We start from the raw sequence: 14,486 nt of genomic DNA on the forward strand, positions 1-14,486 counted from the left end.
GCCGTCCCGTCCGGACCGGACCGTCGCGACCACGTCCTGAGCTGAGAGGAAGGTGTCGCCGTGGGTGACCTGCGTAAACCGTTCCTGTTGCTGGCGATGCTCGCCATCGTCCTGGTGATCGGCGTGGAGTTGGGCGCCGGGCTGCTGCTGGGCGGCGCCGACGCCGGGGCGGCACTCGCGGACAGCGCCGGCGCGCTGGAGGTCGACCTCGACGACGTGTCCGGGGTCAGCGAGCCGTCCGGCCGGGGCACCGGCTACCTGGCGTTGATCGACGCGGTGGCGGTCTGGAGCACCGGGCTGTTCTGCCTGGGCATGCTGCTGCCCGAACGGGTCCAGGGCCGGGTGCAGGGCGTCGCCAGCCTGATCTTCTCGATCATCCTGATCATCGTCGGGCTGGTCGCGCTCCTCGTCGCGTTCGTGGAGCTGACCATCATGGTGTCGCTGTTCCTGGCGGTCCCGTTCGGCACGATCGCGTACCTGGCGCTGTGGGGGTTCTTCCCGGTCGGCGAGGCGGCGCTGCTGCTGGGGCTGGTGCTGCTGCTCAAACTGGTGTGGGCCGGGCTGCTGGTGCTGGCCCAGCCACGCTTCCTGCAGAACAAGGGTCTCGTCCTGCTGATCCTCACCACCCTGCTGTGCACGGTCGTCCTGGAGTTCCTGCACAACCTGGTGCCGGTGATCCTGGTGAGCATCGTCGACGACGTGGCGGCACTCGTCTTCGCGGTGATCGCGATCATCTGGGGGCTGGTGCTGCTGATCGGGTCGATCCCGGCGATCGTGAAGGCCGTCCGGGTGACGGCCGCCCTGCCGGCCCGGTCCGGAACGCCCCCACCCCGGTGATCATGAGGTTATCGTCCTCTGGCCCGGCGTGTCGCAGCTATAACCTCATGATCGACGCACGCGTCGGGGTGGGGGCGTGGGGGTGGGGGTGGGGGTGGGGGTGGGGGTGGGGGTGGGGGTGGGGGTGGGGGTGGGGGTGGGGGTGGGGGTGGGGGGGTGGGGGGTTAGTCCACCTTGGTTAGGAGGGGTTTGCCTTTTTCTACTACGTAGGTGGCCAGCTCTACCGCTATGCCGTCGCCTACGTTGCGGGCCTGGTGATGGACGCCGTAGGGCACGGTCAGCGCGTCGCCGACATTGCACACGATCGGTGGCTGGCCCTCGAGCGTGTATTCCAGGGTGCCCTGAAGAACGCAGATGATCTCTTCACCGGGATGGAAGTGCTTGAACGGCGGCGAGTCGGGGGTGAACTCCACCCGGCTCTGGATGACCTCTCGTCCGGGAATGCTGAGATCGTGTTTCTGGAGATCGACGCGCCACAGCCCCGGCGCGCCCTCCACCGCTGTCGGGCTGATCCCCTCGGGTCGATCTTTCCCACTCATCTCGGCCTCCTGCACGCCGTCGTGCGGGCGGCACCCGCCCCGGTTGGCAATTCCCGAGAATAGGTGGCCGCGGAGCCGTCGGGGCGAGGATGCCGAGAAAGCAAGACCCGTGCGGCCCGGTCACGTCGCGGGACGCCCGCCCGGTGGCGTCGTCGCGGCCAGGGCAGCGGCGGCGGCGCGGTCCAGGGCACCGTCGGCGACGACCACCGCGTGCCGGCCCCGCCGCGTCGTGCCGGCCGCGATGGTGACCGGCCGCTCGAACGCGAACGCCACCCCGACGCCCGGATACATCGCGGTCCGCGTGAACCACCTGTCGCCGTCGCCGAGACCACCGAAGACCAGTGTGTACGCCCGCCCGTCCGGCCCGGTCCCGACCAGGGCGACCCACGGCTCGGCGGAACCGTTCACCGCCTCCTCCCCGGTCGCCGAGGGGTCGAACACCGACGCGGGCCCGGTCGAGACCGCCCGCCAGAAGAACCCGCCGTAGCCGGCGCCGTCGGGACGACCGTTGGTGGCCGGGCTGCCCAGCCGCACGTCCTGCCCGTCCGGGGCCCGAAGCGTGTAGTCCACGTCCAGCCGCCAGGCCGACAGCTCCTCGGCCGGTCCCGCGCCGGTCAACGGGACGGCGCCGATCCGGCGGTCTTCGGTGAGCAGTACCGCCCCGCGCGGGTCGCGCCACTCCAGTCGGTGGTCCAGCCGGTCGGCGGAGCGCCACGACCAACGGGTGTGTGCGATCCGCCCGTGGTCCTCGCGCCAGGTGTAGCCGACGTCGCGGACGTAGGTGCGCCCGCCCCAGAGGTTGCTGCCGTTGACGTCCTGCACGGCGAGGGAGGCGCCGAGGTGCCACACGTGGTCGGCGGGCAGCGCGTCGGTGACCACCGTGCCGCCCAGGGTGCGGACCGGATGCAGGTACGGTCGCGGCCCGTGCCGCGCGTCCAGCGGCGGGTCGACCACGTACCGGGCCACCTCCGTGTCCCCCACCCACAGCCGCGCCGGCTCCCGCCCGGTGCTCACGGCAGCTCCGCGCCGCTGGGAGCCGGCCACCGACCCGCGACGGCGTGCAGGGCGGCCACCGTGTACCCGGCGAGGATCGGCACCGCGACCGGGGTGACAAGCACGGCGAGCAGCGCGGCCAGCGCGGTCACCCCGGCGAGGGCGACCCAGCGGGCGGGCGCGTCGAGGCAGGCGCGGGCGGCGGACCGGGCCGCGGCCCGCCACCGCCCACCCCCGTTGCCGCCCACCTCGACGACGACCAGCCCGGCGTACCCGGCCAGGCCGGCCGCGACAAGCGCGGTCACCAGCAGCGCCGGAGCCCCGCCCGGCACCCGGCCGGTGGCCAGCGACGCCAGGTCGACGGCGAGCAGCCCGGCCACGGCGAGCGTGAGCAGGCTGACCGGCACGCCCGGCAGGACCAGGCGGCCGAACCGGCGCACGGTGGCCCGCGCCGACGGCCAACTGCCGGTACGCGTCCAGTCGTGCACCGCCGCGCTGGCGGCGCCGGACGCCGCCGCCGCGGTGAGCAGGGGCGCCGCGGCGAGGGTCAGCAGGATGCCCAGCAGCGCCAGGTCGGCGGCGTCGCGGGCGACGTCACGCCAGTCCCGCCGGCCGGCGGCCTCGGTCGCCGGTTCAGCCCTTGATGCCACTTGTGTTGATCCCCTCGACGAGCATCCGCTGGAACGCGACGAAGAACAGGAAGACCGGCAGTAGCGACAGCACCGACATGGCGAACATCGGCCCGACCGCGCTCTGGCTGGTCGAGTCGATGAACAGGGTCAGCGCGACCGGCACCGTGTAGTCCTCCAGTTGGGACAGGAAGACGAGCTGGCGGAAGAAGTCGTTCCAGGTCCAGATGAACGAGAAGATCGCCGTGGTGACGAGCGCGGGGCGGCTCAGCGGCAGGATGATGTGCCGGAAGATGCCGTACGGGCCGGCGCCGTCGATCCGGGCCGCCTCGTCCAGTTCGCGCGGGATGCCTCGCATGAACTGCACCATCAGGAAGACGAAGAACGCCTCGGTGGCCAGGAACTGCGGGACGAGCAGCGGCAGGTACGGCCATTCGCCGCCGACCAGCCCGAGCGTCCGGAACAGGATGTACTGCGGCACGATCAGCACGTGCTGGGGCAGCAGCAGCGTCCCGATCATGACGGCGAACCACACCCCGCGCAGTCGGAAGCGCAGCCGGGCGAAGGCGTACGCGGCCAGCAGGCAGGAGAGCCCGTTGCCGACGACGGTGAGCAGGCTGACCATCGCGCTGTTGAGGAAGAACCGGCCGAAGCTGACGTCGAAGTTGGACCACCCGGCGGTGTAGTTGCCCGGGGAGAAGCGTTCCGGCAGCAGGCCGACGTTGTTGACGATCTCCTCCGGGGACTTCACCGAGGTGCCGACCATCCAGATCAGCGGGTAGAGCACCACGGCGACGATCGCCACCAGGATGAGCAGTCGCAGCACCGATCGACCGCCGGTGCGTCGGCGCGCGGCGGTCGCCGGTCCGGTCGGCACGTCGGCCGTCGGGGTCATGGTCACCGTCACCGGTCCTCCCCGTCGGAGTAGTGCACCCAGAACCGTCCGGTGCTGAAGAAGATCGCGGTGATGACCCCGATGGCGAGCAGGAACACCCAGGCCATCGCCGAGGCGTAGCCCATCTGGAGTTCGGTGAACCCGGTGATGTAGAGGTTCAGCGTGTACATCAGGGTGGAGTCGACCGGGCCGCCGGTGCCGTTGCTGAGCACGAACGCGGCGGTGAAGCCCTGGAAGCCGTTGATGGTCTCCAGCACCAGGTTGAAGAAGATCACCGGGGAGAGCATCGGCAGGGTGACGTCGCGGAACTGGCGGAACCGGCCGGCGCCGTCGACCGCGGCGGCCTCGTACAGCTCGGTGGGCACCTGCTTGAGCCCGGCCAGGAAGATCACCATCGGCGCGCCGAACTGCCAGATGGCCAGCACCATCAGGGTCTCCAGGGCCCAGTCCGGGTCGTTGACCCACGGCTTGCCCGTGATGCCGACGAGGCTCAGCAGCGAGTTGAACGCCCCGTCGCGGTTGAACATGTTGACCCAGACGATGGCCAGCGCGACGCTGCCGCCGAGCAGCGACGGCAGGTAGAACAGCCCACGGAACAACCCGACGCCGCGCCAGGCGCGGTTGAGCAGCAGCGCCACGCCGAGCGCCGCGGCCAGCTTCAGCGGTACGGCGATCAGCGCGAAGGTCAGGGTGACCCGCACCGCGTGCCAGTACGACGGGTCGGCGGTGAACATCCGCTCGTAGTTGGCCAGCCCCACCCACTCCACCTCGGAGAACGGGGTGAGGATGTCGTAGTTGGTGAAGCTCAGGTAGAGCGACAGCAGCATGGGGATCGCCGTGACGGCCATCAGGCCGACGAGCCACGGCGACAGGAAGACGTACCCCGCCAGACCTTCGCTGTGCCGCACGCGTCCGGGCCCACGCCTCCCGGCGCGGGTCCGGACGGGGCCGCGTCGGGTCGGGCCGGGCGCCGTGGTCAACGCCACGAACGGCTCCTCTCCTCGCAGGAGGTCCGTGTCGACGTCCCCGGTCGGGCCGAGGACGTCGACACCGACCGGGACGGCGTCAGGCGATGGCGGATTTGCAGGCCTCGACGAACTGCGTGGCGGCCTCGACGGTGGTGGCCCGGCCGTACTGGGCGTTCTCGGCGGCCTTGATCAGCTCGGACTTGACCTTGCTGTGTCCCTTGATCGGCACCTGTGGCGACGGGCCGAACTTCTGGGTCAGCTCGGCCTCGACGGCGATCGACTGCTTCATGGCCGGGTCGGTGACGTCGTCGCTGACCACCCGGCGCAGGTCCAGGTTGGACGGCAGGCCCCGGTCGGTGCCGAGCAGCGTGACCGCCTCCTTGTCGTTGTACAGGAAGTTGATCACGTCGACCGCGACGTCCCTGTTCTTGCTGCCCTTGAAGACCGACCAGTACATCGAGGCCCGGGCCCACTGCGCGCTGGGGTCACCGGGATAGGCGATCACGCCCAGCTCGTCCTTCGTGTTCTTCTTCAGGTCGGGCATCTGGTTGGCCCACACCCAGGAGGTCGCCGACTTGCCGGTGACCACCAACTGCTTGGTGACGTCGCTGGAGTTGCCCTCGTGGATGACGTCGGCGGTCGGGGTGGCCCTGCGGTCGCGGGCGCCCTTCCACAGGTCGAACCACTTCGTCACGTCCTCGGCGGTGAAGCCCACCTCCTTGCCCTTGTAGAGGTCCTTGCCCTGCTGGCGCAGCCAGACCCAGAACGCCTTGTAGTCGGCGCTCGGGTCCTGCGTGCCGGGCACCTTTGTCGTGGCGGTGACCTGCTCGGCCCACGCGATGTGCTGCTCCCACGACATCCCGGTGGTGGGCTCGGGCAGGTTGTGCTTGGTCAGCAGCGTCTTGTTGTAGACCAGGCCCTGGGTGTTCTCCCCGGCGGCCAGGCCGGCCAGCTTGCCGTCGACCACGCCGTACTGCCAGAGGCTCTCCGGGAACTTCGAGGTGTCCAGCTTCCCGGACTTCTGGTAGGAGGTCAGGTCGAGCGTGGTGTTGCGGGCCGCGTACTCGGCCAGGTAGTTGTCGTCGATCTGGAACAGGTCCGGCGGGTTGCCGCCGGCCGTGAGCGTGGCCAGCTTGTCGAAGTAGCCCTGGTTGGCCTGCCAGGTCGTCTCGAACGTCACGTTCGGGTGCTTCGTGGTGTAGAGGGCCAGCGCGTCCTCGGTCAGCTTGGCCCGGGCGTCGCCGCCCCACCAGAAGACGGAGAGCTTGACCGGGGCGTTCGGGTCGGCGGAGCCGCCGCCGTCGTCGCCGCAGGCGGCGGCACCGAGCATCAGCGGCGCGGCCACCGTCAGGGCGAGCAGGCCGCGCAGCAGGCGCCGGCGGGGCAGCGGGGTACGGTCATCGCGCCCGACGGGCGCGTCAGTGGTGGGGGGCGTTGCGGGGTGCATGTGCGCTCACTCCTTGGCATGAGGAGGCGACGGCGTCACCGCTGGCCGTGGTCGGGGCGCCCGGGCCCGCAGGGCAATGCGGGTCCGGGCCCTTCGGCGCGGCCGGGGGACGCACCGGTCGGGCGTGCGGGCCCGGACCGGTCGAGTCGCGGATGACCAGGTCGGTCTGCAGCATTACCTGTGCGGTGGTACGACGGACGCCGAGCGCCGTGCCGGCACCGGGTCCCCGCGCGCCGCGCGGTGACTCGATGTCCTGTTGCAGCAGCATGTCGACGGCCGTCCGGCCGGCGGCCCCGGCGGGTGTGGCCACCGTCGTCAGTTTTGGCCTGGTGAGCCGGCTCAGGGTGATGTCGTCGACGCCGACGACGCTCACCTCACCCGGCACCCGGACCCCGAGGGCGTCCAACCCTTCGATGAGGCCGATCGCCATCAGGTCGTTGTAGGCGAGCACGGCCGACACACCGCTGCGTCGTACCTGCTCGGCGACGGCGGCGCCGCCGGTCTCGGTGGGCGCGTTCGGGCCGAGCACGGTCAGCTCCGCGCCACCGGCGCGGGCGGCCGTGCCCGCGGCGCGGCGCATCTCCCGGTTGGTCCACGAGCTGCGCGGGCCGCCGAGCAGCGCGATGTGGCGGTGGCCCAGGCCGACCAGGTGCTCGACCGCCGACCGGGCGCCCCGCCCGACGTCCATCAGCACGCAGGGCAGGCCGGTCACCTGGCGGTTCACCACCACGAGCGCGACCTCGCGGCTGAGCTGCTCGATCAGGCTGTTGCTCATCCGCGGGCTGCACAGCAGCACGCCGTCCACCTGCTTGGCCAGGGCGTGGACCAGCTCCTCCTCGGCGGCGGGGTCCTCGTTGGTGTCGGCCACGAAGACGTGGTAGTCGCGGTGTCGGGCCTGACTCTCCGCCGCCTTGATCAGCGGCGGGAAGAACGGGTTCGCGATGTCCGCGATGATCAGGCCGATGTTGTGCGTACGGCCGGTGATCAGGGCCCGGGCGGCCCGGTTCGGCCGATAGCCCAGGTCCTCCGCGCAGGCCAGCACCCGGACCCGGGTGTCCGGGTTGACCAGGTGCGGGGCGGAGAAGGTGCGGGACACGGTGGAGATGTGCACACCGGAGGCTCGGGCGACGTCCCGGATGGTGACTGGCACGGCTGGCCCTTCGTCTGCGTGTGGCGGCGGTCACGCGGGGTGTGGCCCATTAATGCAAACGGTTGTGCCAGTGTCAACGGTCAATGGTTGCGTCTTTGTTGCGGGCACACTCCTCGCGGTGACCCAGGGCCGCATAAAAGATGGAAAATCACCGCCGTTCACGTCTCCGTCATTGACGCAGTTGCATTGATCGTGGTTACTTCACTGCAAACCTTTGCAGGATCATCGGGAGGCGACCCCATGTCACCGAGAACCGGCGGCCGGGTCCGGTACGCCGTGGTGGGCACCGGCGCACGCGCGGAGATGTTCGTCCGCGCCCTGGTGCTCGACCACGCCGACACCGCCGAGCTGGTCGCCTTCGCCGACGTCAACCAGGCCCGGATGGACACGCACAACAGGTGGCTGGTCGAGCTGGGCCACCGTCGGGTGCCGACCTACCCGGCCGGTGACTTCGCGACGATGATGGACGCCGAGCACGTGGACGTCGTGCTGGTCACCAGTGTGGACGTCACCCACGACGAGTACGTGGTGGCCGCGCTGCACGCCGGCCGCGAGGTGATCACGGAGAAGCCGATGACTGTGGACGCGCCGCGCTGCCGGCGCATCCTGGACGCGGTCGCGGAGACCGGCGGTCGGGTGACGGTCGCGTTCAACTACCGCTACAACCCCCTGCACGAGCAGGTCCGCCGGCTCCTCGCCGACGGCGCGGTCGGCGAGATCGGCTCGGTGCACTTCGAGTGGCTGCTCGACGTCCGCCACGGCGCGGACTACTTCCGCCGCTGGCACCGCGACAAGGCCACCTCCGGCGGGCTGATGGTGCACAAGGCCAGCCACCACTTCGACCTGGTCAACTGGTGGTTGGCAGCCACACCGGTGGAGGTGTACGCGGCCGGTCGCCTCTTCTTCTACGGCGACGCCGGCCGGCGCCACGGCTACGCCCGCGACTACGACCGGGCCCACGGCTCCCCCGCCGCCGCCGACGACCCGTTCGCGCTGCGCTTGGACGCCCACCCCCGGCTACGCGAGCTGTACCTCGACGCCGAGGCCGAGGACGGCTACCAGCGGGACCGCAACGTCTTCGCCCCCGGCGTCACCATCGAGGACGACATGGCGGTGCTCGCCCGCTACTCCACCGGCGCCACGATGACGTACCACCTCACCGCCTACGCGCCCTGGGAGGGTTACCGGGTGATGGTCAACGGCAGCCGGGGCCGGCTGGAGCTGGAGGTCACCGAGAACGACTTCGTCGACCGGGGCACCGCCGGCGCGGTCAAGGGCGCCGCCCTGCACGGCACCGACGCGCCGGCCGAGGGCGGCGGTGCGACACTCACCCTGCGCCCGTTCTGGGCCCCGCCCCGGCAGATCCCCGTCGACTGTCGCACCCGGCACGGCCACGGTGGCGCGGACGCCCGGATGACCGCTGTGCTCCTCGGTGGTCAACCCGACCCGATGGGCCGCGCCGCGACCGCCGACGACGGCGCGTCGGCCCTGCTCACCGGCCTGGCCGCCAACCGGTCCTTCGAGACCTGTCGACCGGTCCGGGTCGCCGACCTGCTCACCCCCCGCTGACCAGGAGACGAGGAGCCCATCTCCGTGCCGACGTTCGACCACACCGACCTGCTCCTGCCGCCCGAACCGGGCCAGCGCGCGCTGGCCCGGGAGCTGTACGCCCTCGCGGCGGAGCAACCGATCATCTCGCCGCACGGGCACGTCGACCCGGCCCTGCTCGCCGAGGACCAGCCCTTCCCCGACCCGGCGCGGCTGCTCATCGTGCCCGACCACTACCTGACCCGGATGCTGCTCAGCCAGGGCGTACCCCCGGCGGACCTGGGGGTGCCCACCCGCGACGGCAGCCCGGTGGAGACCGACGGCCGGGTGATCTGGCGACGCTTCGCCGCGCACTGGCACCTGTTCCGGGGCACCCCGTCGCGGCTCTGGCTGGAGCAGACCTTCCGCACCGTGTTCGGCGTGCACACAGCGCTCGGCCCGAGCACCGCCGACGCCCTCTACGACGAGATCGCGGCCCGGCTCGCCGAGCCGGACTTCCGGCCCCGGGCCCTGTTCGAACGGTTCGGCATCGAGGTCCTCGCCACCACCGAGTCCCCGCTCGACGACCTGGGCCAGCACGCCAAGCTCGCCGCCGACGGGTGGGGCGGGCCGGGCGGCCGGGTCATCACCACGTTCCGCCCGGACGACGTGGTGGACATGGAGTTCGACGGCTGGTCGACGAACGTGGACCGGCTCGGCGAGCGGGCCGGCGAGGACACCGGCACGTACGCCGGTTATCTGGCCGCGCTGCGGGCCCGGCGGGCCGCGTTCGTCGCCGCCGGCGCGACCTCCACCGACCACGGCCACCCCACCGCGCGCACCCTGGACCTGACGCCGGCCGAGGCCGAGCGGCTCTACGACCGGGGGCGGCGCGGCGCGGCCGACGCCGCCGACGCGGAGGCGTTCCGGGCGCACATGCTGATGGAGTTCGCCCGGATGTCGCTCGACGACGGCCTGGTCATGCAGCTGCACCCCGGCGCGGTCCGCAACCACAACCGGTGGCTGCACGCCCGCCACGGCCGCGACGTCGGCGGCGACATCCCGCAGGCCACCGAGTACGTGCACGCCCTCGCCCCGCTGCTGGAGCGCTACGGCAACGACACCCGGCTGCGGTTGGTGCTCTACACCCTCGACGAGGACACCTTCACCCGCGAGCTGGCGCCCCTCGCGGGCGGGTACGCCGCGGTGCTGCTCGGCGCGCCCTGGTGGTTCCTGGACTCCCCCGAGGTGCTGCGCCGGTTCCGGGAGACGGTCACCGAGACCGCCGGTTTCTACAACACCACAGGTTTCGTCGACGACACCCGGGCGTTCTGCTCCATCCCGGTACGCCACGACGTGGCCCGCCGGGTGGACGCCGGCTTCCTGGCCCGGCTGGTCGCCGAGCACCGGCTGCCGATGGACGAGGCCGCCGAGACCATCGTCGACCTGGCGTACCGGCTGCCCAAACGGGCCTTCAACTTCGGAAGGGTGGACCGGTGACCGTCACCATCACCTCCGTCGAGGTACACGACGTGCGGTTCCCGACCGCCGCCCGGGGCGACGGCTCCGACGCGGTCAACCGCGGCGACTACTCGGCGACGTACGTGGAGTTGGGCACCGACGCCGGCCCGACCGGCGCGGGGTTCACCTTCACCAACGGCCGGGGCAACGAGATCACCTGCGCGGCGGTCCGGGCGCTCGCCCACCACGTCAGCGGACGCACGATCGAGGAGATCGTCACCGAGCCGGTCGCGTTCTGGCGATCGCTCAGCGCCGACGTGCAACTGCGCTGGCTGGGCCCCGAGAAGGGCGTCATCCACATGGCGACCGGCGCGCTGGTCAACGCGGTCTGGGACCTGCGGGCCACCCTGGCCGGCAAGCCGATGTGGCGGTTCCTCGCCGAGCTGCCCACCGACGACCTCGTGGCCAGCGTCGACTTCCGGCACATCACCGACGCGCTCACCCCGGACGAGGCGGCGGCCATCCTGGACAAGGGACGCGATGGCCTGGCCGACCGGTTGGCCACCCTCGAACGCGACGGTTTCCCGTCGTACACCACCTCGGTCGGCTGGCTCGGCTACCCCGACGACAAGGTGCGGGCGCTGACCCGGCAGGCGTACGCCGACGGTTGGCGGGCGATGAAGATGAAGGTCGGCGGCCCGCTCGCCGACGACAGGCGTCGGGCCGGGATCATCCGGGAGGAGATCGGCCCGGACGCGCTGCTGATGATGGACGCCAACCAGGTCTGGGACGTGGACGAGGCGATCACCGCGATGGCGACGCTGGCCGAGGTGGATCCGTACTGGATCGAGGAGCCGACCCACGCCGACGACATCCTCGGCCACGCCCGGATCGCCCGGGCGGTCGACGAGCTGACCGGTGGGCGGTGCCGGGTCGCCACCGGTGAGGTGGCCGCCAACCGGGTGGTCTTCAAGCAGTTGTTGCAGGCCGAGGCGATCGGCGTGATGCAGATCGACGCCTGTCGGGTCGGCGGCGTCAACGAGGTCCTCGCCGAGCTGCTGCTGGCGGCGAAGTTCGGGGTGCCGGTCTGTCCGCACGCCGGTGGCGTCGGCCTCTGCGAGTACGTCCAACACCTGGCGATCTTCGACTACCTGCGGGTGGGCACCGGCCTGGACGGGCGGATGATCGAGTACGTCGACCATCTGCACGAGCACTTCGTCGACCCGGTCCGCACCCGGGGTGGCCGCTATCTGCTGCCCGAGCGGCCCGGTTACAGCGCCACCATGAAGCCGGCGTCGATCGCCGAGTTCCGCTTCCCGGACGGTCCGGCATGGCGGTGACCGTCGGCGCCCGACTCGGCCTGGGCGTGCTGCGCCGGTTGCCCGTCGAGGCCCGCCCCCTGGTCCGGCCGGGCACCGTGCCGGCCGGCATCGTCCATCTGGGGCTGGGCGCGTTCCACCGGGCGCACCAGGCCGTCTACACCGAGGCGGCGGTCGGCGCGGCCGGTGGCGACTGGGGCATCGTGGCCGTCGCGCCGCGCAGTGCCGCGGTGGTCGAGGCGCTCGCCGCCCAGGACAACCTGTTCAGTGTCAGCACCCTCTCCGCGGCCAGCAGCGGCACCCGGGTGGTGGGCGCGCTCAGCGCCGTACGGCACGCTCCCCACGACCCGGACGCCGTGGTGGCGCTGCTCGCCGACCCGGCGGTGCGGGTGGTGACGCTCACCGTCACCGAGAAGGCCTACCAGCTCGACCCGGTGACCGGCCAACTGTCCCCGGACGCGGCGCTCGCCGCCGACCTGGCCGGCGGCCGGCCGCCGACCACCGTGCCGGGGTTGCTGCTGCGCGGGCTGGCCGCGCGGGCCGCCGCGGACGCCGGACCGGTGGCCCTGGTCAGCTGCGACAACCTGCCGGCCAACGGCCGACGGCTGCGCGGCATGCTCGACCAGACGGTCGGCCGCGCCGACGGGGTGCCCGCCGGGCTGGTCGAGTGGGTGGCCGGCAACGTCACCTGCCCGGGGACCATGGTGGACCGGATCGTGCCGGCCAGCACCCCGGCGACGATCGAGGCGGCCCGTCGGGCGCTCGGCGTGACCGACCTGGCCGCGGTCGCCGCCGAGCCGTACGCGCAGTGGGTGATCGAGGACGACTTCCCCGGGGGCCGGCCGGGCTGGGAGCACGCCGGCGCGGTGCTGACCGGTGACGCGGGCCCGTGGGAGCGGTTGAAGCTGCGCGCCCTCAACGGCGTGCACTCGGCCGTGGCGTACCTGGGCGCGCTGGCCGGGCGGGAGACGATCGCCGACGCGCTGGAGATCCCGCACCTGACCGACGTGCTGCGCCGGCTGATCGCCGAGGATGTCGCGGCCAGCTTCACCCCGCCGGACGGGGTCCGGGTGGTCGACTACGGCGAGCAGGTCCTCGCCCGGTTCGGCAACCCGGCGATCCACCACCGCACCCTCCAGGTCGCTCTGGACGGCTCGCAGAAGCTGCCGCAACGCGTCCTGCACACAATCGTCGACCTGCGCGCGAGTGGCCGGTCCGCACGTTGGGGCGCGCTGGTCGTGGCGTCCTGGTTGCGCTTCGCGCTGGGGTACGCCGACGACGGCCGGGCGTTGCCGTTGCAGGACCCCCTCGCCGGGCCGATCCGGGCCGCCCTGGACGCCGGCGCGCAGACCCCGGCCGGCGCGGTGGACGCCGTCTTCGCGCTCCGCGAGATCTTCCCGGCGGAGGTGGCCGGCGACGACGAGGTCCGCGCCGACGTGATCGCCTGGCTGACCGCGCTGGGACGACACGGCGTCGAGGCCACCCTGGCCGGTGCCCGGTGAGTTGGCCGGTGGGTACGCGGTGAGCGGTCGGGCGACGCCGTCGCCACCCCGGGTGGCGGTGGTCGGGGCGAACGGGCACGGCCGCTCGCACCGGCGGGTGATCGCCGGCCTGCACGCCACCGGCCGGTTGCGGCTTGTCGCCCTCGTCGACGTCCGGCCGGTGCAGGACGATCCGGCCGCGCCGGTGCCGCCCGGGGTCGAGGTGTTCACCGAGCACCGGGCGATGCTCGCCGCCACCCGGCCGGAGGTGGTGGTGATCTGCACCCCGCCGCACACCCACCTGGCGATCGCGCGGGACGTCGTGGCCAGCGGCGCGGACCTGCTGCTGGAGAAGCCGCCGGTGCTGTCGCTCGCCGAGCACGAGGAGCTGACCCGGGCGCTCGCCGCCGCCGGCCGGGTGGCGCAGGTCGGCTTCCAGGCGCTCGGCTCGGCGGCGCTCACGGCGCTCACCGACGCGCTGGCCGGGGACCGACTGGGCACGGTCACCGGCATGTCCACGGTCGCCGCCTGGCAACGGCCGGACGCCTACTACGTCCGCTCCCCCTGGGCCGGTCGCCGGAGCCTGGACGGCCGGCCGGTGCTGGACGGCGCGCTTGTCAACCCGCTCGCGCACGCGGTGATGCAGTGCCTGGCGGTCGCCGAGGCGCTGGGCGGGGTGACGCCGTGGCCGGTGACGATCGAGGTGGAGCGCTACCGGGTCCGGCCGATCGAGGTGGAGGACACCGCCGTCCTGCGGATCCGGTTGCGCGCCGGCCCGCCCGTGCTGGTGGCGGCGACCCTGGCCGCCGACGAGTTCGTGGCGGGCGAGGTGGCGGTGACCGGCACGGCGGGACAGGCGGTGCTGGAGTATCCGACGGACCGGCTGCGGCTGCCCGGGGACGCGGTCACCCGCCAGGTCCCGGGGCGGCGGGGGCTGTTGGAGAACCTGCTCGCGCACCGGATCGACCCGTCGGGGGTGCCGCTGATCGCCCCGCTGGCCCGTACCGCGCCGTTCACCGCCGTGCTGGACGCGTTGCGGGCCGCCCCCGAGCCCCACCTGCTCGACGGCGACCTGGTGAGCGTCGTCGGGGACGGTGGGCAACGGGTGCGCCACCTGCGGGGCGTGGTGGACGTGTTGCGCCGCGCGGCCGAGCGGGGGGCGCTTCCGAGCGAGCTGGCGGTGCCGTGGGCGACCGCCGCGTACCGCGCCGACCTGGCGGGATAGCCGACCGACGCCGGC

General features: G+C 72.5%; 13 protein-coding genes. 6 read left to right on the forward strand and 7 right to left on the reverse strand.

Going from position 1 to position 14,486, the window contains the following annotated elements; translation table 11 throughout:
* The first annotated feature begins 60 nt into the window (after nt 1-60).
* Entirely contained in the window at nt 61-837 is a 777-nt protein-coding gene (locus tag ACPXBU_RS19730) for a hypothetical protein (protein ID WP_425759096.1), read from the forward strand.
* Between the two features lie 164 nt (nt 838-1,001).
* Here ACPXBU_RS19730 and ACPXBU_RS19735 read toward each other — a convergent pair whose 3' ends face one another.
* From ACPXBU_RS19735 to ACPXBU_RS19765, 7 genes are all read right to left on the reverse strand, one after another.
* Nucleotides 1,002-1,376: a cupin domain-containing protein gene (locus ACPXBU_RS19735; RefSeq protein ID WP_393370913.1), complete on the reverse strand. Its 375-nt coding sequence runs from the start codon at nt 1,374-1,376 to the stop codon at nt 1,002-1,004.
* A 120-nt stretch (nt 1,377-1,496) separates the two neighbouring features.
* A complete protein-coding gene (locus tag ACPXBU_RS19740) occupies nt 1,497-2,390 on the reverse strand; it encodes a PmoA family protein (protein WP_425759097.1) in 894 nt (297 codons plus the stop codon).
* A complete protein-coding gene (locus tag ACPXBU_RS19745; RefSeq protein WP_425759098.1) occupies nt 2,387-3,019 on the reverse strand; it encodes a hypothetical protein in 633 nt (210 codons plus the stop codon). The genes ACPXBU_RS19740 and ACPXBU_RS19745 overlap by 4 nt, the downstream gene beginning before the upstream one ends.
* On the reverse strand, nt 3,003-3,893 hold the full coding sequence (locus tag ACPXBU_RS19750; RefSeq protein WP_425759256.1) for a carbohydrate ABC transporter permease: 891 nt from the start codon (nt 3,891-3,893) through the stop codon (nt 3,003-3,005). The genes ACPXBU_RS19745 and ACPXBU_RS19750 overlap by 17 nt, the downstream gene beginning before the upstream one ends.
* Before the next feature lie 8 nt (nt 3,894-3,901).
* Nucleotides 3,902-4,879, reverse strand: a complete 978-nt coding sequence (locus ACPXBU_RS19755; RefSeq protein WP_425759099.1) for a carbohydrate ABC transporter permease — start codon at nt 4,877-4,879, stop codon at nt 3,902-3,904.
* Nucleotides 4,880-4,958: 79 nt separating this feature from the next.
* Entirely contained in the window at nt 4,959-6,308 is a 1,350-nt protein-coding gene (locus ACPXBU_RS19760) for an ABC transporter substrate-binding protein (RefSeq protein ID WP_425759100.1), read from the reverse strand.
* Nucleotides 6,280-7,458, reverse strand: coding sequence for a LacI family DNA-binding transcriptional regulator (locus tag ACPXBU_RS19765; protein ID WP_425759101.1), 1,179 nt, complete (start codon nt 7,456-7,458; stop codon nt 6,280-6,282). The genes ACPXBU_RS19760 and ACPXBU_RS19765 overlap by 29 nt, the downstream gene beginning before the upstream one ends.
* 240 nt (nt 7,459-7,698) lie before the next feature.
* Between ACPXBU_RS19765 and ACPXBU_RS19770 the strand changes: the two genes are divergently transcribed.
* The 5 genes from ACPXBU_RS19770 to ACPXBU_RS19790 are packed head-to-tail and all read left to right on the forward strand — an operon-like array spanning nt 7,699 to nt 14,471.
* A complete protein-coding gene (locus ACPXBU_RS19770) occupies nt 7,699-9,027 on the forward strand; it encodes a Gfo/Idh/MocA family oxidoreductase (protein WP_425759102.1) in 1,329 nt (442 codons plus the stop codon).
* 24 nt (nt 9,028-9,051) lie between these two features.
* On the forward strand, nt 9,052-10,485 hold the full coding sequence (uxaC, locus tag ACPXBU_RS19775) for a glucuronate isomerase (RefSeq protein ID WP_425759103.1): 1,434 nt from the start codon (nt 9,052-9,054) through the stop codon (nt 10,483-10,485).
* Entirely contained in the window at nt 10,482-11,786 is a 1,305-nt protein-coding gene (locus tag ACPXBU_RS19780) for an enolase C-terminal domain-like protein (RefSeq protein WP_425759104.1), read from the forward strand. Before uxaC ends, ACPXBU_RS19780 begins: the two co-directional genes overlap by 4 nt.
* Nucleotides 11,777-13,267 (forward strand): mannitol dehydrogenase family protein, encoded by a 1,491-nt coding sequence (locus ACPXBU_RS19785; RefSeq protein ID WP_425759105.1) that lies wholly within the window; start codon nt 11,777-11,779, stop codon nt 13,265-13,267. Before ACPXBU_RS19780 ends, ACPXBU_RS19785 begins: the two co-directional genes overlap by 10 nt.
* Nucleotides 13,257-14,471 (forward strand): Gfo/Idh/MocA family protein, encoded by a 1,215-nt coding sequence (locus ACPXBU_RS19790; protein WP_425759106.1) that lies wholly within the window; start codon nt 13,257-13,259, stop codon nt 14,469-14,471. Before ACPXBU_RS19785 ends, ACPXBU_RS19790 begins: the two co-directional genes overlap by 11 nt.
* Nucleotides 14,472-14,486: the final 15 nt, after the last annotated feature.

Source organism: Micromonospora sp. DT231 (genome assembly GCF_049847025.1).
Taxonomy (GTDB): domain Bacteria; phylum Actinomycetota; class Actinomycetes; order Mycobacteriales; family Micromonosporaceae; genus Micromonospora.